The organism is Streptomyces sp. NPDC048288 (genome assembly GCF_043201555.1).
Lineage (GTDB): Bacteria > Actinomycetota > Actinomycetes > Streptomycetales > Streptomycetaceae > Streptomyces.
This window is the reverse complement of sequence record NZ_JBICZD010000005.1, coordinates 141,108-167,130: the sequence shown is the minus strand read 5'-3', so window position 1 is coordinate 167,130 and position 26,023 is coordinate 141,108. Positions and strand designations below refer to the sequence as shown.

The 26,023-nt window shown below is 71.5% G+C and carries 21 protein-coding genes; 5 read left to right on the top strand and 16 right to left on the bottom strand.

The genetic code is table 11. The features are described from left to right. Window positions 1-33: 33 nt before the first annotated feature. The 7 genes from ACGFZS_RS19485 to betA form a co-directional block, all read right to left on the bottom strand. The gene (locus tag ACGFZS_RS19485) at window positions 34-894 is read right to left on the bottom strand and encodes a bifunctional methylenetetrahydrofolate dehydrogenase/methenyltetrahydrofolate cyclohydrolase (protein ID WP_393796146.1); all 861 of its coding nucleotides are present in this window, start codon (window positions 892-894) and stop codon (window positions 34-36) included. A gap of 93 nt (window positions 895-987) precedes the next feature. Beyond that, the gene (locus ACGFZS_RS19480) at window positions 988-3,426 is read right to left on the bottom strand and encodes an FAD-dependent oxidoreductase (RefSeq protein WP_393796145.1); all 2,439 of its coding nucleotides are present in this window, start codon (window positions 3,424-3,426) and stop codon (window positions 988-990) included. Window positions 3,427-3,654: 228 nt separating this feature from the next. Next, window positions 3,655-4,620, bottom strand: coding sequence for an ABC transporter substrate-binding protein (locus ACGFZS_RS19475; RefSeq protein WP_393796144.1), 966 nt, complete (start codon window positions 4,618-4,620; stop codon window positions 3,655-3,657). Between the two features lie 13 nt (window positions 4,621-4,633). After that, window positions 4,634-6,607 carry an ABC transporter permease gene (locus tag ACGFZS_RS19470; RefSeq protein ID WP_393796143.1) on the bottom strand — a complete coding sequence of 658 codons (1,974 nt, stop codon included), beginning with the start codon at window positions 6,605-6,607 and terminating at the stop codon, window positions 4,634-4,636. Beyond that, window positions 6,607-7,698 carry a glycine betaine/L-proline ABC transporter ATP-binding protein gene (locus ACGFZS_RS19465; RefSeq protein ID WP_355728466.1) on the bottom strand — a complete coding sequence of 364 codons (1,092 nt, stop codon included), beginning with the start codon at window positions 7,696-7,698 and terminating at the stop codon, window positions 6,607-6,609. Before ACGFZS_RS19465 ends, ACGFZS_RS19470 begins: the two co-directional genes overlap by 1 nt. Window positions 7,699-7,717: 19 nt before the next feature. Beyond that, window positions 7,718-9,187 carry an aldehyde dehydrogenase family protein gene (locus tag ACGFZS_RS19460; RefSeq protein ID WP_393796142.1) on the bottom strand — a complete coding sequence of 490 codons (1,470 nt, stop codon included), beginning with the start codon at window positions 9,185-9,187 and terminating at the stop codon, window positions 7,718-7,720. Window positions 9,188-9,329: 142 nt separating this feature from the next. Further along, window positions 9,330-11,000: a choline dehydrogenase gene (gene betA, locus ACGFZS_RS19455; RefSeq protein WP_393796141.1), complete on the bottom strand. Its 1,671-nt coding sequence runs from the start codon at window positions 10,998-11,000 to the stop codon at window positions 9,330-9,332. Window positions 11,001-11,149: 149 nt separating this feature from the next. On the opposite strand from betA, the gene ACGFZS_RS19450 reads away from it, so the two are divergent. Beyond that, window positions 11,150-11,947, top strand: coding sequence for an IclR family transcriptional regulator (locus tag ACGFZS_RS19450; RefSeq protein WP_355728474.1), 798 nt, complete (start codon window positions 11,150-11,152; stop codon window positions 11,945-11,947). Window positions 11,948-12,006: 59 nt separating this feature from the next. On the opposite strand, the gene ACGFZS_RS19445 is transcribed toward ACGFZS_RS19450, so the two are convergent. The 5 genes from ACGFZS_RS19445 to ACGFZS_RS19425 all read right to left on the bottom strand — a co-directional run bounded on the left by ACGFZS_RS19445 (window position 12,007) and on the right by ACGFZS_RS19425 (window position 16,688). Continuing rightward, window positions 12,007-13,140 carry an aromatic ring-hydroxylating dioxygenase subunit alpha gene (locus ACGFZS_RS19445; RefSeq protein WP_393796140.1) on the bottom strand — a complete coding sequence of 378 codons (1,134 nt, stop codon included), beginning with the start codon at window positions 13,138-13,140 and terminating at the stop codon, window positions 12,007-12,009. 52 nt (window positions 13,141-13,192) lie between these two features. Beyond that, entirely contained in the window at window positions 13,193-14,356 is a 1,164-nt protein-coding gene (locus ACGFZS_RS19440) for an NAD(P)/FAD-dependent oxidoreductase (RefSeq protein WP_393796139.1), read from the bottom strand. After that, window positions 14,353-14,715 (bottom strand): bifunctional 3-phenylpropionate/cinnamic acid dioxygenase ferredoxin subunit, encoded by a 363-nt coding sequence (locus ACGFZS_RS19435; RefSeq protein ID WP_393796138.1) that lies wholly within the window; start codon window positions 14,713-14,715, stop codon window positions 14,353-14,355. The genes ACGFZS_RS19440 and ACGFZS_RS19435 overlap by 4 nt, the downstream gene beginning before the upstream one ends. Window positions 14,716-14,970: 255 nt before the next feature. Continuing rightward, window positions 14,971-15,606 (bottom strand): MBL fold metallo-hydrolase, encoded by a 636-nt coding sequence (locus ACGFZS_RS19430; protein ID WP_393796137.1) that lies wholly within the window; start codon window positions 15,604-15,606, stop codon window positions 14,971-14,973. Continuing rightward, a complete protein-coding gene (locus ACGFZS_RS19425; RefSeq protein WP_393796136.1) occupies window positions 15,603-16,688 on the bottom strand; it encodes an S-(hydroxymethyl)mycothiol dehydrogenase in 1,086 nt (361 codons plus the stop codon). The genes ACGFZS_RS19430 and ACGFZS_RS19425 overlap by 4 nt, the downstream gene beginning before the upstream one ends. 225 nt (window positions 16,689-16,913) lie before the next feature. On the opposite strand from ACGFZS_RS19425, the gene ACGFZS_RS19420 reads away from it, so the two are divergent. After that, window positions 16,914-19,355 (top strand): SpoIIE family protein phosphatase, encoded by a 2,442-nt coding sequence (locus ACGFZS_RS19420; RefSeq protein WP_393796135.1) that lies wholly within the window; start codon window positions 16,914-16,916, stop codon window positions 19,353-19,355. A 3-nt stretch (window positions 19,356-19,358) separates the two neighbouring features. Here ACGFZS_RS19420 and ACGFZS_RS19415 read toward each other — a convergent pair whose 3' ends face one another. Further along, window positions 19,359-19,526, bottom strand: coding sequence for a hypothetical protein (locus ACGFZS_RS19415; RefSeq protein ID WP_365690747.1), 168 nt, complete (start codon window positions 19,524-19,526; stop codon window positions 19,359-19,361). A 161-nt stretch (window positions 19,527-19,687) separates the two neighbouring features. On the opposite strand from ACGFZS_RS19415, the gene ACGFZS_RS19410 reads away from it, so the two are divergent. Further along, the gene (locus tag ACGFZS_RS19410; protein ID WP_393796134.1) at window positions 19,688-21,061 is read left to right on the top strand and encodes a cryptochrome/photolyase family protein; all 1,374 of its coding nucleotides are present in this window, start codon (window positions 19,688-19,690) and stop codon (window positions 21,059-21,061) included. A 108-nt stretch (window positions 21,062-21,169) separates the two neighbouring features. Next, window positions 21,170-21,607, top strand: coding sequence for an SPW repeat protein (locus tag ACGFZS_RS19405; protein ID WP_359213359.1), 438 nt, complete (start codon window positions 21,170-21,172; stop codon window positions 21,605-21,607). A 74-nt stretch (window positions 21,608-21,681) separates the two neighbouring features. Here ACGFZS_RS19405 and ACGFZS_RS19400 read toward each other — a convergent pair whose 3' ends face one another. The 3 genes from ACGFZS_RS19400 to ACGFZS_RS19390 all read right to left on the bottom strand — a co-directional run bounded on the left by ACGFZS_RS19400 (window position 21,682) and on the right by ACGFZS_RS19390 (window position 24,573). Beyond that, entirely contained in the window at window positions 21,682-22,449 is a 768-nt protein-coding gene (locus ACGFZS_RS19400; protein WP_393796133.1) for an ArsR/SmtB family transcription factor, read from the bottom strand. A gap of 55 nt (window positions 22,450-22,504) precedes the next feature. After that, window positions 22,505-23,044 carry a GNAT family N-acetyltransferase gene (locus tag ACGFZS_RS19395; protein ID WP_393796132.1) on the bottom strand — a complete coding sequence of 180 codons (540 nt, stop codon included), beginning with the start codon at window positions 23,042-23,044 and terminating at the stop codon, window positions 22,505-22,507. A 62-nt stretch (window positions 23,045-23,106) separates the two neighbouring features. After that, entirely contained in the window at window positions 23,107-24,573 is a 1,467-nt protein-coding gene (locus ACGFZS_RS19390; protein ID WP_393796131.1) for an APC family permease, read from the bottom strand. A 141-nt stretch (window positions 24,574-24,714) separates the two neighbouring features. Here ACGFZS_RS19390 and ACGFZS_RS19385 point away from each other — a divergent pair, with 141 nt between their 5' ends. Then, window positions 24,715-25,902 carry an ROK family protein gene (locus tag ACGFZS_RS19385; RefSeq protein ID WP_393796130.1) on the top strand — a complete coding sequence of 396 codons (1,188 nt, stop codon included), beginning with the start codon at window positions 24,715-24,717 and terminating at the stop codon, window positions 25,900-25,902. Window positions 25,903-26,023: the final 121 nt, after the last annotated feature.

Here is a 26,023-nt window from a genome sequence, read left to right as displayed (position 1 = left end):
CTGGTGGGTGCCGGCCCGCTGTGTCCTACGCGCTCAGACGGGGCCCGCGTTCCGCTCCGCGGCCTCGACGACGTTGGCGAGCAGCATCGCCCGCGTCATGGGCCCCACTCCCCCGGGCATCGGCGCGAGCCACCCGGCGACCTGGGCGGCCTCCGGGTGGACGTCACCCGCGAGGCCGTGCTCGGTACGGGTGATACCGACGTCCAGGACGGCCGCCCCGGGCCGCAGCATGTCCTTGGTGATCAGCCCGGGCGAACCGGCCGCCGCGACCACGATGTCCGCCTCCCGCACGTGCCAGGCCAGCCCCTTGGTCCCGGTGTGGCACAGGGTGACGGTCGCGTTCTCGGAGCGCCGGGTGAGCAGCAGCCCGATCGGCCGCCCCACGGTGATACCGCGCCCGATCACACAGACCCGCGCCCCGGCGATCGGCACCTCGTGCCGACGGAGCAGTTCGACGATGCCGCGCGGGGTGCAGGGCAGGGGCGCCTCGACGCCCAGGACCAGCCGGCCGAGGTTGACGGGGTGCAGTCCGTCGGCGTCCTTGGCCGGGTCCATCCGCTCCAGCACGGCGTTGGCGTCCAGGTGGCGCGGGAGCGGCAGTTGGACGATGTAGCCGGTGCAGGCCGGGTCCGCGTTGAGCTCGTCGACGACTTCCTCGACCTGCTGTTGCGAGGCATCGGCGGGCAGTTCCCGACGCAAGGAGGCGATACCGACCTGCGCGCAGTCCCGATGCTTGCCCGCGACGTAGGCATGGCTGCCCGGGTCGTCCCCTACAAGCACGGTACCGAGCCCCGGCGCACGACCGCCGGAAGCAGTCAACTTGGCCACCCGCTCAGCAAGTTCACGCCGAATGGCGGCAGCAGTGACCTTCCCGTCCAGCACTTGTGCACTCACCGACGGCCCTCCTTCCAAGAGACCGAGCCACAGCGCCCCGTCGGGGGCGCGGGGAACTGCGCGACCAGCCACACCCCACCCGCACCCGACAACTCACCCCCGCAGCCGGGACATCGACGGATCGAACAAAGGCTCCTCAGCGACAACCGCCTCCACCCGCTGATCGAAGTAACCGATCTGCACCACCGTCCCCGGCACCGCCGACTCCACCGGCAACCACGCGTACGCGATGCCCTTCCCAACCGTGTAGCCGTACGCGGCGCTCGTGACGTACCCGACCGCCCGCTCCCCGTCGTACACCGGTTCCTTGCCCATCACGACGGCCGCCGGGTCCTCGATCGTCAGGCAGCTCAACCGCCGCCGCACCTCCCCCTTGCGCCGCTCCAGTGCCGTCTTCCCGACGAAGTCGCCCTTGTCGAGCTTGACGGCGAAGCCGACGCCGGCCTCGTAGGGATCGTGCTCGTAGGTCATGTCGGTGCCGAAGGAGCGGTAACCCTTCTCCAGGCGGAGGCTGTTGAAGGCGCCGCGTCCGGCGACGATGCCGCCGAGCGGCTCCACCGCCTGCCACAGCGTGTCCCAGAGTTTCGCGCCCTGGTCGGCGGTCGTGTACAGCTCCCAGCCGAGTTCACCGACGTACGACAGCCGCATCGCGGTGACCGGCACCGAGCCGATGTAGGCGCGCTTGGCGCGGAAGTACTTGAGTCCCTCGTTGGAGAAGTCCTCGTCGGTGAGCGGCTGGAGGACCTCGCGGGCGAGGGGCCCCCACAGGCCGATGCAGCAGGTGCCCGGGGTGATGTCGCGGACCTGGACCGTGCCGTCGGCGGGCAGGCGCCGCGCGAACCAGTCGAGGTCGAGGTTGCCGTTGGCGCCGACCTGGAAGAGGTCGCGGGCGAGGCGGGCGACGGTGATGTCGCTGCGAATGCCGCCGTCGTGGTCGAGGAGCAGCGTGTAGGTCACCGAGCCGACGGACTTGGCGACCTTGCCGGTGACCAGGCCCTCCAGGAAGTCGGCGGCGCCGGGGCCGCTCACCTCCAGGCGCTTGAGGGCGGTCATGTCGTACATCGCGACGGTCTCGCGGGTGACCTGGGCCTCGGCGCCGACGATCGGGGACCAGTAGCGGGCGGCCCAGTCGTTGGGGGTGGGGATCGAACGGCCTTCGAGCAGGCCCGCGTTGGCCTCGTACCACTGGGGCCGCTCCCAGCCGTTCGCCTCCAGGAAGAACGCACCGTGTTCCTGCTGGCGGGCGTGGAAGGGGCTGGTGCGGATCGGGCGCGGCTTCCCGGACGGCTGGAGGGGGTGGAGGATGTCGTAGACCTCGACGAAGTTCTGGCAGTCGCGGGCGAGGACGTACTCCGGGGCCAGCTGGTGCGGTTCGAAGCGGTTGACGTCGCACTCGTGCAGGTCGAAGGACGAGCAGTGGCCGTCGACCAGCCATTCGGCGACCGCGCGGCCGACGCCCGCGGAGTGCGTGACCCAGACGGCCTCGGCGACCCAGAAGCCCTGGACGTCCGGGGACTCGCCGAGCAGCGGGTAGCCGTCGGTGGTGAAGGAGAAGAGGCCGTTGATGCCCTCCTCGACCTTGGCCTCGCGGGTGGCGGGTAGGAGGGACCGGGTCTCGGTCCAGGCGTCCTCGAAGTCCTCCTCGGTGAACTTGAGGACGGAGGGCATCTGGTCGGCCTCGTCGACGGAGAGGATGTCGTCGGCGGAGATCGGCATGGGACGGTGGCCGTAGTAGCCGATGCCGAGGCCGTCGAAGCGGTCGCGGTAGTAGAGGTCGGCGTCCTGGTGGCGCAGGATCGGGCGGACGGCCTCCTCGGTCTGCCCGGCGAGCGCGGGGACCGGGCCGGTCCAGGCGAGCTGGTGGCCGAGCGGGGTGAGCGGGAGGTTCATGCCGACCATGCGGGCGATCCTCGGGCCCCAGATGCCGGCGCAGCACACGACGATGTCGGCTGCCAGGTCGCCCTGGTCGGTGCGGACGCCCGTCACCCTGCCGTCGGCCTGGAGCACGTCCAGTACCTCGTGGCGGGGCAGGAAGGCGACTCCGCGCTCGGTGGCCCGGCGGATCTGGGCCTCGACGGCGAGGACGGCCTTGGCGAGGCCGTCGGTGGGGACCAGGAGGCCGCCGAGGACCCGGTCGCGGTTGACCAGCGGGTGCTGCTCGACGCACTCGTCGGGGGTCAGCAGGCGTGCCTCGATGCCCCAGGCGGTGATCCAGCCGTGCCGGCGGTGGAGTTCGGCGAGGCGTTCGGGGGTGGTGGCCACTTCGAGGCCGCCGACCTGGAGGAAGCAGGGCTTGCCGTCGACGTCGAGGGAGCAGAACTTCTCGACGGTGTAGCGGGCCAGCTCCGTCATGGTCTTCGAGGGGTTCGTCTGGAACACCAGGCCCGGCGCGTGCGAGGAGGAGCCCCCGGTCGCCGGGAGGGGGCCCTGGTCCACCACGGTCACCTCGGTCCAGCCGCGTGCGGAGATCTCGTCCGCGAGGGCCGCCCCCACGACGCCCGCTCCGATGATGACCACTCGGGGTCCCGCCATCGCCCAACCTCCGAACTTGAGACCGGTGCAGTTGCTTTGTGCGCAACGTGATTCAGGTTGCGCAACTCAATGTGCCCGTCGCCGAGGAGGGGTGTCAAGGGGTCCGGTGACGTCGGGGAACGGGCCGCCGAGCAGCCCGGAAAACGGCAACGCCCGGCGGGCGGCGCGCACAGCTGCGCACCGCCCGCCGGGCGTCCCGGACCGGCCTTCCCGCGACCTGCGACCCCGCTACTTCAGCCAGGCCTTGACCTTGTCGGGGTTGGCGTCGACCCACTTCTTGGCCGCCGCGTCGTCCGACATCTTGTCCACCGCGATGTACTTGGCCACGGTGTTCTGGTCGTCGTTGGTCCAGTTGAACTTCTTCACCAGGTCGTAGGCCGGGCTGCCCGACTTGGCGAAGCTCGCGCTGACGATCTTGTCGAGGTCGTATACGGGGTAGTCGCAGGCGACCTTGGCCGCGTCGGCGTCGCAGCCCGTCGTGTACGCCGGCAGGGAGACCTTCTTCAGGGGCACCTCGGACAGGAACCACTGCGGTTCGTAGAAGTAGCCGATGAGCCACTGCTTGTTCTTCTCGGCCGTTCTGAAGGCCTGGATGAGCGCGGTCTCACTGCCCGCGTACACCACCTTGAAGTCCAGCTTCAGGTTCTTCACCAGGGCCGCGTCATTGGTGACGTACGACGGGTCGCCGTCGAGGAGCTGGCCCTTGCCGCCCGACTCGGACGTCTTGAACTCGGACGCGTACTTGTTGAGGTTCTTCCAGTCGAGGATGTCGGGGTGCGCCTTGGCCAGCCACGGCGGCACGTACCAGCCGATGATGCCCTTGTTGCCGGTCGAACCGGCCTCGACGGCCGTCTTCTGCCCGGTGATGTACTTCTTCTTCAGGTCGTCGTGGCCCCAGTTCTCCAGGACGGCGTCGACCTCGCCGGTCCCGAAGCCCTGCCAGGCGATCTCCTCCTTGAGGTCCTTCTTGGTGACCGTACAGCCGAGTTCGTGCTGCGCCACGTACGCGACGACCGCCGCGTCCGCCTCGTAGCCCACCCAGGGGTTGACGGCCAGGTTGAAGGTGCCGCACTTGCCGTCCGAGGACTTCGAGCCGGCGGAACTGCTGTCGCCGACCTTCGCCCCGCCGCAGGCGGTGAGGGTGAGGCCGAGGACGGCCAGGCCGGCCGCGCCGGCTCGCCAGTGTTGTGCCATGGTGTCGAGCTCCTTATGCCCTGGTGCGTCGTGCCGCAGCCTGAGTGATCCGGTCGAACATGACTCCGAGCAGTACGATGGCGAGCCCTGCCGCCAGCCCCTTGCCGTACAGCTCGCTCTGCGAGAAACCGGCCACGACGTCGTAGCCGAGGGCGCCCGCCCCTACCAGGCCGCCCAGCACAACCATCGACAGCACGTAGATCAGGCCCTGGTTGGTCGCGAGGGTCAGGGCGCCGCGTGCCATCGGCAGTTGGACCTTGGTGATGATCTGCCAGGTGTTGCACCCGGCCGAGGTGGCCGCCTCCACGGTGGACTCGGACACGTTCCGCACCCCGTCCGCGATGATCTTGATCGCCACGGGTGCCGCGTAGACGACGCCCGCGATGATCGCCGTGAAGCGGGTGGCACCGAAGAGCGCCAGGAACGGTACGAGGTAGACGAACGGCGGCATGACCTGCGCGGCGTCCAGGGTGGGCCGGATCAGCCGGTCCGCCAGCGTGCTGCGGCCCATCCACACGCCGAAGACGACACCGGCCAGCATCGTCAGGAGGGTGGCCACGACGGTCGAGGCGAGGGTGGTCATGCTGTCCGACCAGAGTCCGGTGCCGACCAGCAGCCCGACGCAGGCGCCCGCCGTCACCCCGGCCCGCCAGCCGCCGAGGACCGCGCCGAGCGCGACCAGGACGGCGCCGACCAGCCACCACGGGGAGTCGGTGAGCAGGGTCTGGAAGGGGTTGAGCAGGCCGTTGGTGACGGCGTCCCGCAGGGCGTTGGTGAGGCCGTAGAGATGGTCCTGCAGCCAGGTGGACGTGGTGTCGGCGGCGCTCGCGATGTGGCTGCCGACGGTGCCGTCGCCGGGGAACTCGGCCGCCCAGACGTAGGTGTGGGAGAGGTAGACCAGGACGGCGGCGGCGACTCCGCCCGCTCCCAGCAGCGGGCGGCGCCACTTGAGGAACCGTCCGTCCGTGCGGCGGGTCTCGGTCCGGACGGCCGCCGCGGTGGTCACCCGGTCGAGCACGATGGCCATGACGACGATGGCGAGGCCGGCGTTGAAGGCGGTGCCGACGTCGAGCGACTGGAGCGCCTGCACGACGGTCTTGCCGAGGCCCGGCGCGTCGATCAGGGCCGCGATGGTGACCATGGCCAGGGCGGCCATGATGGTCTGGTTGACGCCCACCACGACCGTGCGCCTCGACATCGGCAGCAGCACCTTCACCAGTTGCTGCGCGCGGGTGGCGCCGAGTGAGTCGGCCGCCTCGACGGTGGTCTCGGGGACCGACCGGATGGCGTACGCGGTGATGCGGATGGCGGGCGGGGCCGCGTAGATGACCGTGGTGATCACGGCGGAGGCGCCGCCGATCAGGAAGATCAGGGTCAGCGGGGCGAGGTAGACGAAGGTCGGCATCGTCTGCATGAAGTCCAGGAAGGGCGTCATGATCCGGTTGACCCGGTCGGAGAGCCCCGCCCACACGCCGAGCGGGATGCCGATGAGCAGGGCCACCAGGACCGCCGACAGGGTCAGCGCCAGGGTGTCCATGCTCTCCTGCCACAGGCCCTGGAGCCCGAAGAAGGTGAAACCGGCGACGGCCAGCAGGGCGACCCGCCAGTTGCCCACGGCCCAGGAGACGTAGCCGGTGATGCCGACGACGCCGAGCCAGCCGATCTGCGGGACCGGGCGGCCGTCGGTGGGCTGGGAGATCAGCGACTGGACGAAGGTGACCAGGTTGTCGATGACCAGCCGGATCTCGTTGAAGAAGTACAGGAAGACCGGGTTGGAGTTGCGGTTGGCGCCGATGCTGTCGTTGACGTCGTTCAGCCAGCGGTGCAGACCGGTGAGGTCGGCGGCGGCCAGTGTCAGGGTCTGCCGGCCGCGCAGCGCGGCGAAGAGCACCAGCCAGACGAGCACGATCGCCGCCACCGCCATCGGGCGGCTGACCTTCTTGCGCAGCGTCGCGACCGGCGCGGTCGCGTCGGCGACGGCGGCCATCAGGCGCCGCCCTCCTGCCCGGCGACCACGGCGAGGATCTCCTCGTCGCCGACGATGCCGAGCAGCTTGCCGTTCTCGACGACCTTGACCGGTTTCTCGGCCGCGAGCACCGCCCGGGTGGCCTCGCGGACCACGACGTCCGGGCCCAGCTCGGGGCCGTCCAGCTCGTCGCCGTCGGCGGGCGGGCGCATGATCCAGCGCAGGGTGAGGACGTCCCCGCGCGGCACGTCCTTCACGAAGTCCCGTACGTAGTCGTCGGCCGGGGCGCCGACCAGTTCGTCACCGGTGCCGCACTGGACCATCTTGCCGTCCCGCATGATCAGGATGCGGTCGCCCAGCTTGAGGGCCTCGGAGAGGTCGTGGGTGATGAAGACCATGGTCTTGCCGACCTCGTGGTGCAGGCGGATGACCTCGCTCTGCATGTCCCGGCGGATCAGCGGGTCGAGCGCGGAGAACGGCTCGTCGAAGAAGAGGACGTCGGGGTCGCCGGCGAGGGCGCGGGCGAGGCCGACGCGCTGCTGCATACCGCCGGAGAGCTGGTCGGGGTAGGAGTTCTCGTAGCCCGCGAGGCCCACGAGTTCGACGGTCTCCATCGCGCGTTTCATCCGGTCGGCCCGGCTCATGCCGCGGATCTCCAGGCCGAACGCCACGTTGTCGACGACCTTGCGGTGCGGCAGCAGCCCGAAGTGCTGGAAGACCATGGAGAACTTGCTGCGCCGCAGCTCCCGCAGCCGCCGGGCGTCGGCGCCGCGGATGTCCTCGCCCTCGAAGACGATCTCGCCGGCGGTGGGTTCGATCAGCCGGGTCAGACATCGCACCAGGGTGGACTTGCCGGAGCCGGACAGGCCCATGACGACGAAGACCTCGCCGTTGGACACCTCGAAGTTCACATCGCGGACGGCGGCGGTGCAGCCGGTGCGGTCCATCAGCTCGCGGCGGGTGAGCCCGCACAACTCCTCGGAGCCCGGCACCTCGTCGGCCTTCGGCCCGAACACCTTCCACAGCCGGCGCACGGAGATGACCGGGGTCCGATCCTCGGGGTCCTGGGACGTGCCGCGCCGCTGCGACACCTCGGTCTGGGCTGGGGTCATGATCGGCCTCTCTTCGGCGTCAGCCGCGGAACCAGTGCTGCGGCCCGGGTTGGATGTTCTGCCAGACATGCTTGGGCTCTCGGTACTCGTCCAGGCCGGTCGGTCCCAGCTCACGGCCCACACCCGAGTGCCCGAAACCACCCCATTCCGCTTGCGGCACATAGGGGTGGTAGTCGTTGATCCACACGGTGCCGTGGCGCAGCCCGCGCGCGACCCGCTGGGCCCTGCCGGCGTCCTGGGTCCAGACGGCTCCGGCGAGGCCGTACTCCGTGTCGTTGGCGATGCGGACGGCGGCGTCCTCGTCCCGGAAGCGCTCGACGGTGAGCACGGGCCCGAAGGACTCCTCGTGCACCACGCGCATGTCCTGCCGGCACTCGTCGAGGACGGTGGGCGGGTAGTAGAAGCCGTTCGCCAGCGCGGGGTCCTCGGGGCGCGCACCGCCGCAGCGCAGCACGGCCCCCTCGGCGATCCCGGCGGCCACGTAGGCCTCGATCTTCTCGCGGTGCTGTGCGGAGATCAGCGCGCCGGTCTCGGCCTCGGGGTCGAAGGGACCGCCGAGGCGGATGAGGCGCGCCCGGCGGACCACCTCGTCGACGAAGGCGTCGTGGATGGAGTCCTCGACGATCAGCCGGGCGCCGGCCGAGCAGACCTGCCCGGAGTGCAGGAAGACGGCGGTGAGCGCGAAGTCGACGGCGGTCTCGAAGTCGGCGTCGGCGAAGACCACGTTGGGGTTCTTGCCGCCGAGTTCGAGGGCGACCTTCTTCACGGTGGCGGCGGCGGTGGCCATGATCCGCTTGCCGGTCTCCAGGCCACCGGTGAAGGACACCAGGTCGACGGCGGGATCCTCGGAGAGCGCGGCACCGGCCTCGGGTCCGGCGCCGAGCACGAGGTTGCCGACCCCGGGCGGCAGTCCCGCCTCCTCCAGCGCCTTCAGCAACAGGATCGAAGTGGAGGGGGTGAGCTCGCTGGGCTTCAGGACGAACGTGTTGCCCGCGACCAGGGCGGGCGCGACCTTCCAACTCGCCTGCAGCAGCGGGTAGTTCCACGGCGTGATCAGTCCGCACACGCCGACCGGCTCGTACACGACACGGCTGACGGCGTCCGCACGGCCGGTGTCGATCACCCGGCCGGCGTCGGTGCCGGCGATACCGCCGTAGTAGCGGAAGCAGGAGACGACGTCGGCGATGTCGTACTCGCTCTCCACCAGGCGCTTGCCGGTGTCGAGGGACTCGGCGCGGGCGAACTCCTTGGCGTCGCGCTCGATGATGTCGGCGGTGCGCAGGAGCAGGGCGCCGCGCTCGCGTTCGGGGGTGTGCGGCCAGGGGCCCTCGTCGAAGGCGCGCCGGGCCGCGGTGATCGCCGCCTCGGTGTCCGCGCGGGTCGCCTCGCTGACCGTCGCGACGAGGGTGCCGTCCGCCGGACAGCGGATCTCGCGGTGGCCGCCGGCCACCGCCGCGCGCCATTTTCCATCCACATACAGATCTGCCACGGCCGCGCCCTTCGAGCCCGAAATCGTTGCGCATTGTGCATTGGATTGCTTTTGGTGGAACACCCTGACCGAATGTACGGACAGCCGTCAAGGGCTCCGCGTATCCCGATTCGGCCGCGAAAAGCGGCGCCCCCGGGGCGGGTCAGCCGGCCTGCTGCCGCGCGTCGCCGTGCCGGTAGTAGACGGCCTTGGAGGGCTCCAGCGGCTCCTTGCCGAGGATCAGGTCGGCGGCCTTCTCGGCGATCATCATCACCGGTGCGTAGATGTTGCCGTTGGTGACGTACGGCATCACCGAGGCGTCCACCACCCGCAGGCCCTCCACCCCGTGCACCCGCATGGTCGCCGGGTCGACGACGGACATCTCGTCGGTGCCCATCCTGCAGGTGCAGGAGGGGTGCAGGGCGGTCTCGCCGTCCTTGGCGACCCAGTCGAGGATCTCCTCGTCCGTCGCCACGGACGGCCCGGGCGAGATCTCGCCGTCGTTGTAGGGGGCGAGCGCGGGCTGGTTGAGCAGCTCGCGGGCGACCCTGATCGCCTCGACCCACTCGCGGCGGTCCTGCTCGGTGGAGAGGTAGTTGAAGCGCAGGGCCGGGTGTTCGCTCGGGTCCTTGCTCTTGATCTTGACCGAGCCGAGGGCGTCCGAGTACATGGGGCCCACATGGACCTGGTAGCCGTGGCCGCCGGCGGGCACCGAGCCGTCGTAGCGGACCGCGATGGGCAGGAAGTGGAACATCAGGTTGGGGTAGGCCACGTCCTCGTTGCTGCGGCAGAAGCCGCCGGCCTCGAAGTGGTTCGTCGCGGCCGGTCCCTTGCGGAAGAGCCACTGCAGGCCGATGAAGGGGGCCCGCCACTTCGCCAGGTACGGCTGCATGGAGACGGGCTGCTTGCAGCCGTACTGGATGTACACCTCCAGGTGGTCCTGGAGGTTCTCGCCGACGCCCGGCAGGTCGTGGACGACGTCGATGCCGAGGGCCCGCAGTTCCCCGGCGTTGCCGACGCCGGAGAGCTGGAGCAGCTGCGGGGAGTTGATCGCGCCGCCGCAGAGGACAACCTCCTTGGCACGGACCTGCTGGAGGGCGCCCTTGCCGCGCCGGTACTCGACGCCGACGGCCTTCTTGCCCTCGAAGAGGACGCGGGTGACCAGGGCGCGGGTCTTCACGGTGAGGTTGGGGCGCTTGCGGGCGGGCTTGAGGTACGCCTTGGACGCCGACAGGCGCCGGCCGCGGTGGACGTTGCGGTCGAACTTGGCGAAGCCCTCCTGCCGGTAGCCGTTGACGTCGTCGGTGGGCGCGTGGCCCGCCTCCTCGGTGGCCTTCAGGAAGGCGGAGAAGAGCGGGTTGGTGGCCGGGCCGCGCTCCAGCACCAGGGGGCCGTCATGGCCGCGGAACTCGTCGTCCGGGTCGGCCGCGAGGCAGTTCTCCATCCGGCGGAAGTACGGCAGGCAGTGGGCGTAGTCCCAGGTCTCCATGCCGGGGTCGGCGGCCCAGCGCTCGTAGTCCATGGGGTTGCCGCGCTGGAAGATCATGCCGTTGATGCTGCTGGAGCCGCCGAGCACCTTGCCGCGGGCGTGGTAGACACGGCGGCCGCCCATGTGCGGCTCGGGTTCGGACTCGTACTTCCAGTCGTAGAAGCGGCTGCCGATGGGGTAGGTCAGCGCCGCGGGCATGTGGATGAAGACGTCCCAGGGATAGTCGGGGCGGCCCGCCTCCAGGACGAGCACCCGGTTGCCGGGGTCGGCCGAGAGCCGGTTCGCCAGTGCGCTGCCGGCCGAGCCGCCGCCGACGATGACGAAGTCGTACTGCAAGGGAGCCATGGTGCCTCGTCTCGCTCGCGCCGTCGATTGCGCGGAATGCTAGTACGGGTATCGCTATACGCACCAGGTTGCGAACAACGCAACTTGTAAGATCTTTGTTCACACCGCGTTACTTGGAGGGTGTTGTTTACTGCGCGTATAGTTTCGCTATGAGCAACTACAGTCCGGATTCCGAAACGAACGGCTCATCTTCTGGCGGCGTGCAGTCCGTCGACCGCGCCATCAGCGTCCTGGAGATCCTGGCCCAGCGCGGCGAGGCGGGGGTCAGCGAGGTGGCCGCCGAGATCGATGTTCACAAGTCGACCGCGTTCCGGCTGCTCGGCGCCCTGGAGGCGCGCGGCCTTGTGGAGCAGGCGGGCGAGCGGGGCAAGTACGCGCTCGGTTTCGGCATCGTACGCCTGGCGGGCGCGGTGACGGGACGCATCGACGTCACCCAGCAGGGCCGGCAGGTGTGCGAGCGGCTGGCCGAGGAGATCGGCGAGACGGTCAACATCGCGGTGATGCAGGAGCACTACGCGATCAACCTCTACCAGGTGCGCGGCACGGCCGCCGTCACCGCGCACAACTGGGTCGGCCAGCTGACCCCGCTGCACGCGACCTCCAGCGGCAAGATCATGCTGGCCCACCTGCCCGCCAAGGAGCGGGCCGCGCTGATCGCGGACGGCGGCCTGAAGAAGCTCACCCCGCACACCATCTCCGCGAAGGCGAAGCTGGAGAAGAACCTCGCCGAGGCCCGGGAGCGCGGGTACGCCTGGACGCTGGAGGAGCTGGAGATCGGGCTGCATGCCATGGCCGCGCCGATCCGGGACCGGGAGGGCCGGGTCGTCGCGTCGATCAGCGCCTCCGGGCCCTCCTACCGGTTCACCGAGGAGCGCATGCACGAGCTGGCTCCGGTGCTGGTCAAGGGCGCGGAGGAGATCAGCCACCGGATGGGGTACCTGGGCTGAGCGCCCGCGGGACGAGCGCCGTCGGGCCCGCGTTCAGCCGCTCGCGCGGGCCACGGGCGTCACTCCGGCTGCCGGGTGCCGAGCCGTTCGTGCACCCAGTCGTGGAAGGCGCCGATGTGGTGCTCGCTGGGCACCAGCACCCCGCCCTTGGCGTACAGCCGTGAGCTCATCCCCGGCTGGGTGCGCTCGCAGGCGTCGAAGTCCTGGCGGTTGACCCGGTCGAAGAGCTCCACGGACCGGCTGACGTCCTTGCCGCTCTCCACGACGTGCGGAAGGTAGAGCCAGTCGCACTCGACGATCGTGCGGTCGACGGCGACCGGGTACATCCGGTGGAATATGACATGGTCCGGAACCAGGTTGATGAACACCTGCGGTTTGACGGTGATCGCGTAGTACCGCCGGTCCTGGTCCTCGGAGACGCCGGGGATGCGGTCGAGGCCCTCGGAGCCGTCCACGGTGAAGCCCCGCACGCCGTCGCCGAACTCCGCGCCGTGGCCGACGTAGTACTGGGCCGCGTAGCCGTCGGCGAACTCGGGGAGCACCTCGGTGAGTTCGGGGTGGATGGTGGCGCAGTGGTAGCACTCCATGAAGTTCTCGATGATGAGCTTCCAGTTCGCCCGCACGTCGTACACGATCCGCCGGCCGACGGAGAGGTCGTCGACGCCGTAGCGCTCGATCGACGCCACATCGCCCAGCCGCTCGACCACGGCACCGATCACGTCCTCCTCGAAGGACGGCGGGTTCTCCGCGAGGCACACCCACACATAGCCGAGCCACTCGCGCACGGCCACGCCCACCAGGCCGTACTCGGTGCGGCCGACGTCGGGCATCTTGGTGAGGTTGGGGGCCGCGACCAGCTTGCCGTCCAGGTCGTAGGTCCAGGCGTGGTACGGGCACTGGAAGGCGCGCCTGACCTCGCCGGTCTCCTCGGTGCAGAGCTTGGCGCCGCGGTGCCGGCAGACGTTGAAGTAGGCGCGGATCGACCGGTCCCGGGCCCGGGTGACGAGGATGGACTCGCGGCCCACGTCGACGGTGCGGAAGGCGCCGGGCTTCGGCAGGTCCGAGGCGCGGGCGACGCAGAACCACATCGTCTCGAAGATGCGCTCCTGCTCCTGGGCGAAGATCCCGGGATCCGTGTAGGCGGACCCGGGGAGGGTGGCGATCAGGCTGTCCGGCAGGCTGGTCGAGGTCACGGTGCACTCCTCGGAGAACGTCGTGGATCGGTGGGGTGGCGCGGGCGCCGGGTCAGGACGCGGCGGCGGTGAACTGCTTGCGCGCGCGGGTGAACAGCCGCGGCTGGTCCATGCCGAGCACGGCGACCTGCCGGCCGGCCTGCCGGTAGACGGCGAGGAAGCTGCGCTCCTCGGTGGAGCCGGCCTCGACCGTCACGCTGTCGGCCCCGGCCGCGCTGCCGACGAACTGGATCTTCACGCCGTACTGGTCGGACCAGAAGTACGGGGCCCGGGGGACGCCGGGTTCCGTCGCGCCGTGCGCGAGCAGCGTGGCCACGGCGGCGTCCGGCCGTTCCAGCGCGCCGGTCCAGTGCTCGACCCGGCGGTGGGTGCCGGTGTGCGGGTCGTACCAGTTGGCGCAGTCGCCGACCGCGACCACCCCGGCCAGGCCGGTGCGTCCGTCGGCGCCGCACTTCACCCCGTTGTCGAGCGTGATGCCGGAGCCCTCCAGCCAGTCGACATTGGGGCGCGCGCCGACGCCGACGACGACGGTGTCGGCGGGCACGCTGCGGCCGTCCTCCAGCAGTACGGCCGCCACCCGGCGCTCGCCGCTCAGTCCCTTGACCCCCACCCCGCACAGCAGCCGCACCCCGTGGTCGGCGTGCAGGCCGGAGACGACGGCGCCCATGGTCTCGCCGAGCGGCCCGGCCAGCGGGGTCGGCGCCGCCTCGATCACGGTGACGTCGAGACCGAGCGCGTACGCGGTGGCAGCGACCTCGGCGCCGACGAACCCGCCGCCGATCACCACCAGTCGGCCGCCCCGGGCGAGGTCGTCGCGCAGGGCGCGGGCGTCGTCGAGGGTGCGCAGCACATGGACCCCGGCGAGGCCCTCGGTGCCGGGCAGGGTGCGGGCGGCGGCACCGGTCGCGAGGACCACTCCGTCGGCGCGGACCTCCCGGCCGTCGGCGAGCCGGATCGCCCGCGCGGTGCGGTCGAGCCCGGTGGCCCGGGCTCCGAGCAGCCACTCCGCGTGGAGTTCCTCGTCGTCCCGCTCCAGCGCGAGGTCCGCCTCGCCGAGGGTGCCGGCCAGGAACTCCTTGGACAACGGCGGCCTGTCGTACGGGCGATGGGTCTCGTCGCCGATGACGACCAGCCGGCCGTCGTACCCCCGCCGCCGCAGCGAGCGCGCGGCCGACAGCCCGGCCAGCGAGGCGCCCACCACGGCCACGGTCCTCACGCGGGGCCTCCGGCGAGGCGGGCGCTGACGCACGGCGGCAAGTTGGGGGCGTCGGTGGAGAGCCGGACGTAGACCGTGCCGTCCTCGACGACGACCTCGTGGGTGCGGACCGGGAGCTTGGCCGGGGGTGCGTCCACGGCGCCGGTCCTGAGGTCGAACGTGGAGGCGTGCAGGGGGCATTCCACCTCACAGCCCTCCAGCCAGCCGTCGGCGAGCGAGGCGTCCTGGTGGGTGCAGGTGTCGTCGATGGCGAAGAGCTCGCCGTCGTCGGTGTGGAACACCGACACGGGCGGCTCGATGTCGAGCCGGTGGGCCTCGCCTCGCGGCAGATCCGCGAGACGGCACGCGGGAATCTTCATGACACCTCGGTGCGTATAGCGAAACGGATTGCGATGAGCGCAACGTCAGTTTGGGGGCGGTTCCGAAGCGTTGTCAAGGAGTTCACCCGTCGGCTTGGGCGGGCCTCCACGACGGTCGCGCGGGCACGCCGAAGCATCCTCGAAACCATGGTTGAACAGGGGAAACAGTCTCCCCTCCAAGTGCCGCGACGGCCCTGCCCCGGGGCCGGCCGAAGGGGTCGGCCGCCGGGGCAGGGCCGCTGCGTCGCGGCGCGGTCAGAAACCGCGGTCGATCCACTCCTGGAGATGCGGTGCCTCGGCACCGACGGTCGTACCGTCCCCGTGCCCGGTGTATACGACCGTGTCGCCGGGGAGGGTGAGGAGCCGCTCCCGGATCGACCCGACGAGGGTGGGGAAGTCGCTGTACGACCGCCCCGTGGCCCCCGGCCCGCCGGCGAACAGGGTGTCGCCGCTGAAGAGGGCGGACAGCCCCGGTGCGTACAGGCAGACCGCGCCCGGCGCATGGCCCGGGGTGTGCAGCACGGTCAGTTCGGTGCGGGCCGCCTGGAGGCGCTGCCCGTCGGCGAGTTCGGCGTCGGGCAGCCGCTCGGGGTGGGTCTGCTTCCACAGCGGCAGGTCGTCGGGGTGCAGCAGGACCGGGGCGCCGGTCCGGGCGGCGAGGGCGGGCGCGGCGCCGATGTGGTCGTCGTGCGCGTGGGTGCAGACGATCGCGCGCAGGGTGCGCCCGCCGAGGGCCCCGAGGATCGCGTCGGCGTCATGGGCGGCGTCGACGACGATCACCTCGTGGTCGTCGCCGACGAGCCACACGTTGTTGTCGACGTCCCAGGTTCCGCCGTCCAGCGAGAAGGTGCCCGAGGTGACGAGGCGCTCGATGCGGGCCCCACCCGTCACAGGACCACCACCGAGCGCAGGACGTCACCGTGGTGCATGCGCTCGAAGGCCTTCTCCACCTCGTCCAGGGCGATGGTCTCGGTGACGAAGGCATCCAGGTCGAGGCGGCCCTGCAGATACAGGTCGATGAGCATCGGGAAGTCGCGGGAGGGCAGACAGTCCCCGTACCAGGACGACTTGAGCGACCCGCCGCGGCCGAACACGTCGAGGAGCGGCAGCTCCAGCTTCATCTCCGGGGTGGGCACGCCGACCAGCACCACGGTGCCGGCGAGGTCACGGGCGTAGAAGGCCTGCCGGTAGGTCTCCGGGCGGCCCACGGCCTCGATGACGACGTCGGCGCCGAAGCCGCCGGTCAGCTCGCGCACCGCGTCGACGGCGTCGGTCTCCTTGGAGTTGACCGTGTGGGTGGCGCCGAGCGTGCGCGCCGTCTCCAGCTTGCGGTCGTCGATGTCCACCGCGACGACCTTCGCCGCGCCGGCCAGGTTCGCGCCGAGGATCGCGGCGGCACCCACGCCTCCGCAGCCGATCACGGCGACGCTGTCCCCGCGCCCGACGTTGCCGGTGTTGAGGGCGGCGCCGAGGCCGGCCATCACCCCGCAGCCCAGCAGCCCGGCGGCCGCCGCCGACGCGCGCCGGTCGACCTTGGTGCACTGCCCGGCCGCCACCAGCGTCTTCTCGGCGAAGGCACCGATGCCGAGCGCGGGCGAGAGCTCCCTACCGTCGGTCAGGGTCATCCTCTGCTTGGCGTTGTGGGTGTTGAAGCAGTACCACGGCCGCCCGCGCAGACAGGCCCGGCACTGGCCGCACACGGCACGCCAGTTGAGGATCACGAAGTCCCCGGGTGCCACGTCGGTGACCCCGGCGCCGACCTCCTCGACGACCCCGGCCGCCTCGTGTCCCAGCAGGAACGGGAAGTCGTCACTGATCCCGCCCTCGCGGTAGTGCAGATCGGTGTGGCAGACCCCGCAGGCCTCGATCCTGACCACCGCCTCACCCGGGCCGGGATCGGGCACCACGATGGTTTCCAGGCTGACGGGGGCGCCCTTGCTCCGCGCGACGACGGCACGGACCTGCTGAGACATGGCCACTCCTCGGCTGACAGAGGTGGCGAGATGTTGCCCAATGCGGCACGCATCTCGTGTTTCGCAACACAGCATCGCGGAGGCCGCAGCGGCGGTCAAGAATTCGTCCGGCCGCATCCGACCGGGAACGAGCGCCCCGGCGAAGGGGGGCCCGGTATCATCAATTGCACAATTACCTCAAAACACCCATGTCCCTAGTCCGGCACGGATGTGCCCGAGGTGAGGATGCACGACATCACCTTCGACGGCCGCGGTGAGCTCCCGGAGCCCGGGGGCGAGGCGGAGGTCCTGCTGGACGCCCGCGCCCGGGTGGCGGCCTGGGGGCCGGGAGCCGAGCGGCTGCTCGGCCACCCGGCGCGGGAGGTGCTCGGCCGTCGCGCGGACGAACTGCTCCACGACCCCGCGGACGCGGCGGACCTCGCCCGCCGGTGGGAGGAGGGCCTGCGCCGGGGGACGGTGGCGCTGCGGCGGCGCGACGGACAGCCCCTTGGGGCAGAGGTCTGGGCACGCCCCCTCACCTCCGCCGACGGTGAGCGGCAGTGGCTGGTGCAGGCGGTCGGCACGGAGACGTTCCGCATCTACGAGTACGGGCGCGCCCTGTTGAAGGGGCTGTTCACCGACACCCCCTTCCATATCGACCTCTTCGACACCCGGCTCCGGTTCATCGGCCAGAACCTCACGGAGCGTCGCGCCGGGGTGTTCCGGGAGAGCGAGTACTCCGGGCACACGATGCGCGAGATGGCACCGCCCGGACTGCTGGACTTCGACGCCCTGGAGCTCCGGCAGCGGCAGGTGCTGGAGAGCGGCGAGGCCCTCATCGACACCGAGGTCGAGGGCCACCCGGTGCCCGGTTCGCCGCGCGAGTACGTGTGGTCGGAGTCGATCCTGCCGCTCAGGGACCCCTCCGGAGCGGTGATCGCGCTGGGCCATGTGGTCTCCGACGTGACCCAGCAGGTCCGCGCCCGCGAGCGGCTGATGCTGGCGAACGAGGCGGGCACCCGGATCGGCACCTCCCTGGACCTCTGGCAGACGGCCCGGGAGCTGACCGAGGTCGCGGTGGACCGCTTCGCCGACGTCTGCCAGGTGGACCTGCTGGACTCCGTCTTCGCCGAGGACGAGCCGGCCGAGGACGAGCAGCCGCGCGCCCCGCGGCTGCGTCGGGCCGCGTCCGGCGGGACCCCGGAGGAGCCGGGTCCGGACGGCGGGACCGGGGACGGGACGGTGCGGGTGGGCGATCTCGACACGGCGGCGACCGCGCCCGGCTCACCGTTCCTGGACGCCCTGACGAAGGGCACGTCCGTTCTCCTCACCGATGACGACGAGCGGCTGCGCACCCGCCCGGGCGTCGTGTGTCCGCCGCCGTCCCCGGACGGCGGGCCCGAGGTGCACTCCTGGCTGCTGGTCCCCATGCTCGCCCGGGGGGTGGCACTCGGCACCGCCGTCTTCATGCGCTCCCGCAGCCCCCGCCGGTTCGAGCCCGACGACGTGCTGCTGGCCGAGCAGATCGTGACCCGTACGGCGGTGTGCGTCGACAACGCCAGCCGCTACCACCGGGAGCGCACCACGGCCCGGACCCTGCGGCGCAGCCTGCTCCCCCAGCGGCTGCCGTCGCCGTCGGCGGTGCGGACCGCGTCGCGCTATCTGCCGGCCAGCGAGCACACCGGGCTTGGCGGGGACTGGTTCGACGTGATCCCGGTGTCCGGCGCCCGGGTGGCGCTCGTGGTGGGCGACGTGGTCGGCCACGGTCTGCAGTCGGCCGTGACCATGGGGCGGCTGCGCGGCGCCGTCCGCACGCTCGCCGATCTCGACCTGTCGCCGGTCGAGGTGCTCACCCATCTGGACGACCAGCTGAACCGCTTCCTCGACGAGCGCGGTGACGAGGTGTCCCTGGTGACCGGGGCGACCTGTCTGTACGCCGTGTACGACCCGGTGTCGCGCCGCTGCCAGCTCGCCCGCGCGGGCCATCCGCCCCCGGCGGTGGTGTCGGCGGACGGCGGGGTCTCCTTCGTCGACCTGCCCGGCGGGCCGCCCCTGGGGCTGGGCGGTGTCGTGTTCGAGGAGCGGGAGATCACCCTGGGCGACGGGGATCTGCTGGTCCTCTACACCGACGGGCTGCTGGAGTCGCGGTCCCAGGACTTCGAGACCGGGCTGCGCCGGATGCGCGAGGTGCTGGCCCGCACGTCCGCGTCGGCCGCGCCGCAGGAGGTGTGCGACACGCTGGTCCGCGAGCTGCTGCCGCCGGGCCACCAGGACGACGTGGCCGTCCTGGTGGCCCGGATGACCGGGCTCGCGCCGGACTCCCATGTCACCTGGGAGATCGAGGCGCGGGACCTGATGGTGGGCCGGGCACGGGAGCTGACCGCACGTCAGATGGCGGTGTGGGGGCTGGCGGAGGAGTCGTTCACCACCGAGCTGATCGTCAGCGAGCTGCTGACGAACGCGCTGCGCTACGGCGGCGAGCCGATCACCCTGCGCCTGATCCGGGACCAGAGCCTGATCTGCGAGGTGTCGGACGGCAGCAGCACCTCGCCGCACGTGCGGCGGGCCCAGGAGACGGACGAGGGCGGACGCGGCCTCTACCTGATCACCCGGCTCACCCAGAACTGGGGGACGCGCTACGGCGAGCGCGGCAAGACCATCTGGGCCGAGCAGCCGCTTCCCCGGTGACGGTCAGTCCTCGTCCGGGCCGGGGACCACGACCAGGAAGGCGTCCGTCCTCAGGTCCATGACCACGGTCGCCGGCTCGCCCAGGGCCCGGCACTCGGCCGCGTACTCCTCGGCCGGCCATGATCCCCGGGGAGCCCCGGCGGGAAATCGCTGCAACACCCTCGCGCCCATACCGGCCCTCACCTCCGCGGTCGACGTCGCCGTACCCGTTCGGCTGCCCCGGATCGACGCGGACATGCCGGAAACGCCGGAGGGGCGCGGCCACCGGTCCGCCGCCGGGGCGCGGAGAGGTGAAAGCCTGGGGGTTTCGCCCCCGTTCCCGGAGTCGCACCATGAACGTCTCGGTCGTCCTGTTCACCGCGGATCTGCGTCTGCACGACCACCCGCCGCTGCGGGCGGCCCTCGAAGGGTCCCGCGCGATCGTGCCCCTGTTCGTGCGGGACCGGGCGGTGGAGCGGGCCGGGTTCGCGGTCCCGAACCGGCTGGCCTTCCTGGCCGACTGTCTGCGCGACCTGGACGCGGGGCTGCGCGAGCGCGGGGGCCGGCTGGTGGTGCGCTCCGGCGACCTGGTCGAGGAGGTGTGCAAGGCCGCCGCCGAGGCGGACGCCGGGGAGGTGCACCTGGCGGCCGACGTCAGCGGGTACGCGCAGCGCCGGGAGGAGCGGCTGCGGCGGGCCCTGGCGGCGGACGGCCGGCGGCTGCACGTCCACGACGCGGTGACGGCGGCGGTCCCGGCCGGCGCGGTGACACCGGCCGGCCGGGACCACTACGCGGTGTTCACGCCGTACTTCCGGCAGTGGTCGCGGCAGCCGCTGCGGGACGCCCTGGCCGCGCCCCGCACGGTCCGGGTCCCGGAGGGCGTCGGATCCGAACCGCTGCCGGACCGCGCCGCGCTGTCCGGGGTGTCGCGAAACCTGGCCCCCGGCGGCGAGACGGCGGGCCGCGCCCGGCTGACCGCCTGGCTCCGCTCGGACCTCGCCACGTACGAGGACCGCCACGACGACCTGACCGGCGACGCCACCTCCCGGTTCTCGCCGCACCTGCACTTCGGCACCCTCTCCCCCGTCGAACTGGTCCACCGGTCCCGGCGGGCGGGCGGCCCGGGCGCCGAGGCGTTCGTACGGCAGCTCGCCTGGCGCGAGTTCCACCGCCAGGTGCTGGCCGCGCGACCGACGGCGGCCACGGCCGACTACCGCACCCGGCAGGACCGTTGGCGCACCGGGACCGCCGCCGGCGCGGACGTCGAGGCGTGGCGTACGGGACGCACCGGGTACCCCGTCGTCGACGCGGCGATGCGCCAGCTGGCGGCGGAGGGCTGGATGCACAACCGCGGCCGGCTGCTCACCGCGAGCTTCCTCGCCAAGACGCTGTACGTCGACTGGCGGGTGGGCGCCCGGCACTTCCTGGACCTGCTGGTCGACGGGGACGTGGCGAACAACCAGCTCAACTGGCAGTGGGTGGCGGGCACCGGCACGGACACCCGCCCCAACCGCGTCCTCAGCCCGGTGGCCCAGGCGAGGCGTTACGACCCGGACGGCGCGTACGTCCGGCGCTGGGTGCCGGAGCTGGCCGGCCTGCCGGGCGCGAGGGTGCACGAGCCGTGGAAGCTGCGCGGAGCCGAGCGGGCGGCGCTCGACTACCCGGACCCGGTCGTCGACCTCGCGGAGGGCCTCGACCGGTTCCGCCGGGCCCGCGAGCGCGGCTGACCGCGCCGAGAGCTACACATAAAGAAGAAATAAGAGCAGAATGATAGTAAGCGGCGTATACCGCACGCTTCAGACGCGGTCAGGCCTGCAAGTCAAAGGAGACGAGTCATGGCCAACGTCTCGCACGGCAGAAGTGACATAACCAGCCACCCCGACGTCTCCGAGATGCGGGAGCGCTACGCCCGCATGCTCGGCGGTCGTGATGTGGCACTCGTGGACGGACCGGTGTTCCTGCTCGGTCTGTACTGCGCGGCGTCCCCGTGGATCCTCCACTACTCGGCGAGCCAGCCCGCGCTCATGACGCACAACCTGATCATGGGCATAGCGATAGGACTGCTGGCACTCGGATTCACCCGGGCCCCGGAGCGCATGTACGGCCTGAGCTGGGCCATGTGCGCCATGGGCATCTGGATGATCATCGCGCCCTGGGTGGTCGGCAGCAGCCCGGACACGGGCGTCATCATCAACAACGTCATCATCGGCGCGCTGGCCCTCTGCCTCGGGCTGGTGTGCGCCGCGGCGGCCAGGCGGACGCCCGCGACGTAGGCGCCATCGAGCACCTCCTCGGAAAGGAGGATGCGGGGCCGGTCCGGTGACGGCGGACCGGCCCCGCCGCCCGCTCACCGGCCGGGCACCAGCCAGGGCTCCTGCGGGAGCGGGCCGCCGGTCTCGATGAGGGACTTCAGGTTGGACAGGACGGCCGGCCAGCCGGACGAGACGGCCCGCAGCTCGTCCTCGTCGTTCAGTTCCTCGTGGGTGACGGTGAGCCTGACGATGCCGGCGTGCGGCTCGATGTCGAAGGTGACCCGGGAGTGGCGGTCCGGCTCCCCCTCGTGCTCGGGCGCGGCCCAGGTGGTGACCAGCCGGGTCGGGCGCTCGCTCACGACGACGGTGCCCACCACGTCGGCGATGCCGGAGCCGTCGGTGCGGACGTGCTCCCAGCGGGATCCGGGGCGCCAGTCGGAGACGTTGGAGTGCCCCCAGTAGGCGGCGGTCAGGTCGGCGTCCGTGAGGGCGTCCCAGACCTTCTCCGGGGTGCCGGCGATGTAGGTGACGTATACATAGCTGGGCTTGTCGCTCATGGCTTCCTCGGCTCGTCGCTTCAGGTCGCCGAGCGCGCGCAGGCGCGGGCGCTCGAACTTGTCGATCCACCGCTCCTGGATCTCGTGGAGCGGCACGGGGTTGAGGTAGTGCAGCTTCTCCCGCCCCCGCCGCACCGTGCTGATCAGGTTCGCGGCCTCCAGGACGGCCAGATGCTGGGTCACCGACTGCCGGGTCATCGCGATGTGCCCGCACAGCTCGCCCAGTGTCTGGCCGTTCTGCTCGTGCAGCCGGTCGAGCAACCGTCTGCGCGTGTCGTCGGCCAGCGCCCTGAAGACCTTGTCCATCGCACTGTCGTCCTCTGATCGCACACCCAACGTTATGCAGGCAATCACCTGCATGTCAATCTGGGCGCCCGGCGCCAGGCGCTCGGCCCCGCACGCCGAACGAGATCCACACGTCCGGCGGCAGCTCCGGCCGGCCGGGCACCGGGCGGGGCTCCTCCGCCCAGGCGTCCCCGGCGGCCTGGGCCGCGACCCGCCGCCAGAAGGCGACGGCACCGGGGTTCTCGTACTGGAAGGCGACCTCCCAGCTGCCCGGATGCCGGGTGAGCACCTCGTGGACGGCGCGCAGGCCGATCCCGGTCCGGCGGGCGCCGCGCACCACGAAGAAGCTGTTGAGGACCCGCACGGGCGCGCCCAGTCCGCGCACGAACGCGAAGCCGACCGGGTGCTCGCCCCGGACGAACAGGTAGGGCGCCCAGTCGGGCGAGGAGAAGGCGTCCTCGACGCGTTCGTCGCGGAACGTGCCGTCGGGGCGGGGCAGCAGCCGGCGGAACCCGGACAGGTCGTGGCGGAACATCAGCCACAGCCGTCCGACGGTGGCGCGGTCGGCGGGGGCGGCGGTGCGGACGGCGACGTCCGTATCGGTGGTGTCGGTCATGAAAAAAGCCTCACCCGGCGGGAGTTGCCCGCGCCGGGTGAGGCTGACGTCTGCCGGGGAGACTACACCACGACCGCTTCGTCCTCGTCGGGTGCCAGGTAGTCCTCGGCGATGTCCTTCGGGCCGAACGGCCACACCTTCTCGAACCGCGCCCACAGCACGAACGCCACACAGCCGAGGGCGAGCCAGGCCAGCGACCATTCGATGGGGTGACGGCCCGGGGAGTTCTTGTCGGCGTAGCCGTAGATCACGCACCAGCCGACGAAGGCGACGATGCTCGGCACCGGGTAGAGCCACATCCGGTACGGCCGTTTCAGCGCCGGCTGCCGGCGGCGCAGCACCGTGAGCGCCACGATCTGGGCCAGCGCCTGGACGATCACCATCACCGTGGTGAGGAGCTGGATGAGGGTGGCCAGGTCGGTGTGGCGGCCGATCAGGAAGCCGATCGCGGTGATCACGCCCATGGTGGCGAGGCCCAGCATCGGGAAGCGGTGCCTGGGATGGAGCTTCGCGTACGGCCGGAAGAAGACCCGGTCGCGGGCGGCGTCGTAGGGCACCCGGGAGCCGCCGAGCAGCCCGGTGAAGACCGAGGCGAAGGCCGTGATGAGGATCAGGACGGTGACCGTGTCGGCGGCCCCCTTGCCCCAGGTCTTCTCCAGGACCGCCGAGGCCACCGACGTGGAGGCGATGTCGTCGGGGTTCGTCATGCGGTGCCAGTCGATGACGCCGAGCGTGCCGATCTGCAGCAGCAGGTAGATCGCCATGATGCCGACGATGGAGAACAGGATGGAGCGCGGCAGGGCGCGGCCGGGGTCCTTGATCTCGGCGCCCATGTACGCGGTGGTGTTGTAGCCGAGGTAGTCGTAGATGCCGATGGTCAGGCCCGCGGCGAAGCCGAGCCAGAAGTGGTCACTGGTCAGGTCGAAGGCGCCCGACGGGTAGGTGAAGGCCAGGTGCGGGCTGAAGTCGCTGGCCGCGGCGGCGATCACCAGCACCACCGAGGCGATCATCACCGCCCACATGACGGCGGTGATCCGGGCGATGTGCTCGATGCCCCGCCAGAGCAGGAACACCACCAGGGCGATGATGCCGAGCCCGACCAGGTCGCCCGAGGTCTTTCCGAGGTCGGGGGCGAGATAGCCCAGGTACTGGACGAAGCCGACCACGCCGGTGGACATGATCAGCGGGATGAAGAGCATCGCCGTCCACACGAACAGGAACGGCATCAGGCGTCCGGTGCGGTACTGGAAGGCCTGGCGCAGATAGACGTAACTGCCGCCGGAGCCGGGCATCGCGGCGCCGAGCTCGGCCCACACCAGGCCGTCGCAGAGGGCGAGCACCGCGCCCGCGACGAAGCCGATCACGGCCTGGGGGCCGCCGAACGCGGCCACCATCAGCGGGATGGTCACGAACGGGCCGATGCCGCACATCTGGCTCATGTTGATGGCGGTGGCCTGGAACAGGCCGACGCGCCGGACGAAGCCACCCGTGGGTGGCGCGGTGCCGGGACTACCGGGACTACCGGACATGGCGGGGCTCCTGGGGCGGGGCGGAAGGGGCACGGAGAGGACACGGAGAGGACTTCGGCCGAGAGGGCGGGATGGCCGATAAAGTTAAGGAGCCTTACTAGATGCGTCAAGTATGCGTCGGGAATCGGTGAGAATGGTGTGATGGCCGCCAGCGACGTCGTAGAGCAGCAGGAACAGCCCTGGAGCCGGCAGCGACTGCGCAGCACCAACGAGCGGCTGCTGCTGGACCGGCTGCGTGCGCTCGGTTCCGCCTCCCGGGCCCAACTGGCCCGCGAGACCGGCCTGTCCAAGCCGACGGTCTCCAGCGCCCTGGCCGCCCTGGAGTCGGCGGGCCTGGTCCACGAGGTCGGCACCCACGCCCCCGAGCGCGGCCGCACGGCCGTGCTGTACGCCCCCGACCCGGCGGCCGGGTACGCGCTCGGCATCGACGTCGGGCGTAGTTGGCTGCGGGTGGCGGTCGCCGATCTCGACGGCACCCTGGTCGCCCGCTCGGAGGTGCGCAACCGGGCCCGCGGCTCGGGCGCGATGGCGGACCTGCTGGTCGCCACCGCCCGACAGGTCGTCGCCAACTCGGGGGTGGACCCGGCCGAGGTGGTGCACGGGGTGGTGGGCACGCCGGGGGTGTACGACGAGCGGCAGCGGCGGGTGCGGTACGCGATGCATCTGCCGGGCTGGGGGCGCGCCGGGCTGTTCGACCGGATGCGCGAGGAGCTGGGCGTGCCGCTGGAGGTGCACAACGACGCCAACCTCGCGGCGCTGGGCGAGTACACCTACGGGGTCGGGGCGGGCAGCCGGCTCTTCGCGTACATCATGATCGGCACCGGCCTCGGGATGGGCGTGGTCAGCGAGGGGCGGCTGTTCACGGGGGCGCACGGCCTCGCCGGGGAGATCGGCTTCCTGCCCTGGCCCGGGCAGCAGCGGGGGCCCGAGCGGCTGGAGGACGCCGTGTCGGGGGTGGCCGTGGTGGAGACGGCGCGGCGGCTGGGGATGAGCGGGCAGCTCACCGCGAAGTCCGTGTTCGACGCGGCCCGCCAGGGCGACCGGGCGGCCGTGGAGGCGGTACGTCTCGAAGGCGAGCGGATCGCGCACACGGTGGCGGCCGCGGCGGCCGTGCTCGACCCGGACCTGGTGGTGCTGGGCGGCGGGGTCGGCCACAGCGTCGACCTCCTGCTGCGTCCCGTGCGGGAGCATCTGCGCACGCTCACACCGCTGCGCCCGAAGCTCGCGCCCAGCCGGCTCGGCGAGGACGCGGTGCTGCTGGGCGCGGTGGCCACGGCCCTCGGGACCGCCCGTGACCTGGTCTTCGAGCGCAGGTCGGCGACTTCCTGAGACTGCGGGTCGGCCACGCCCCGAGAGCGCGGGCCGGCCGCGTCCCGAGCGCACAGGTCGGCGGCCTCCGGAAACCGGCGGCGCCAACTCGCGCGGACGCCACGGTGATTGACATGCCCCT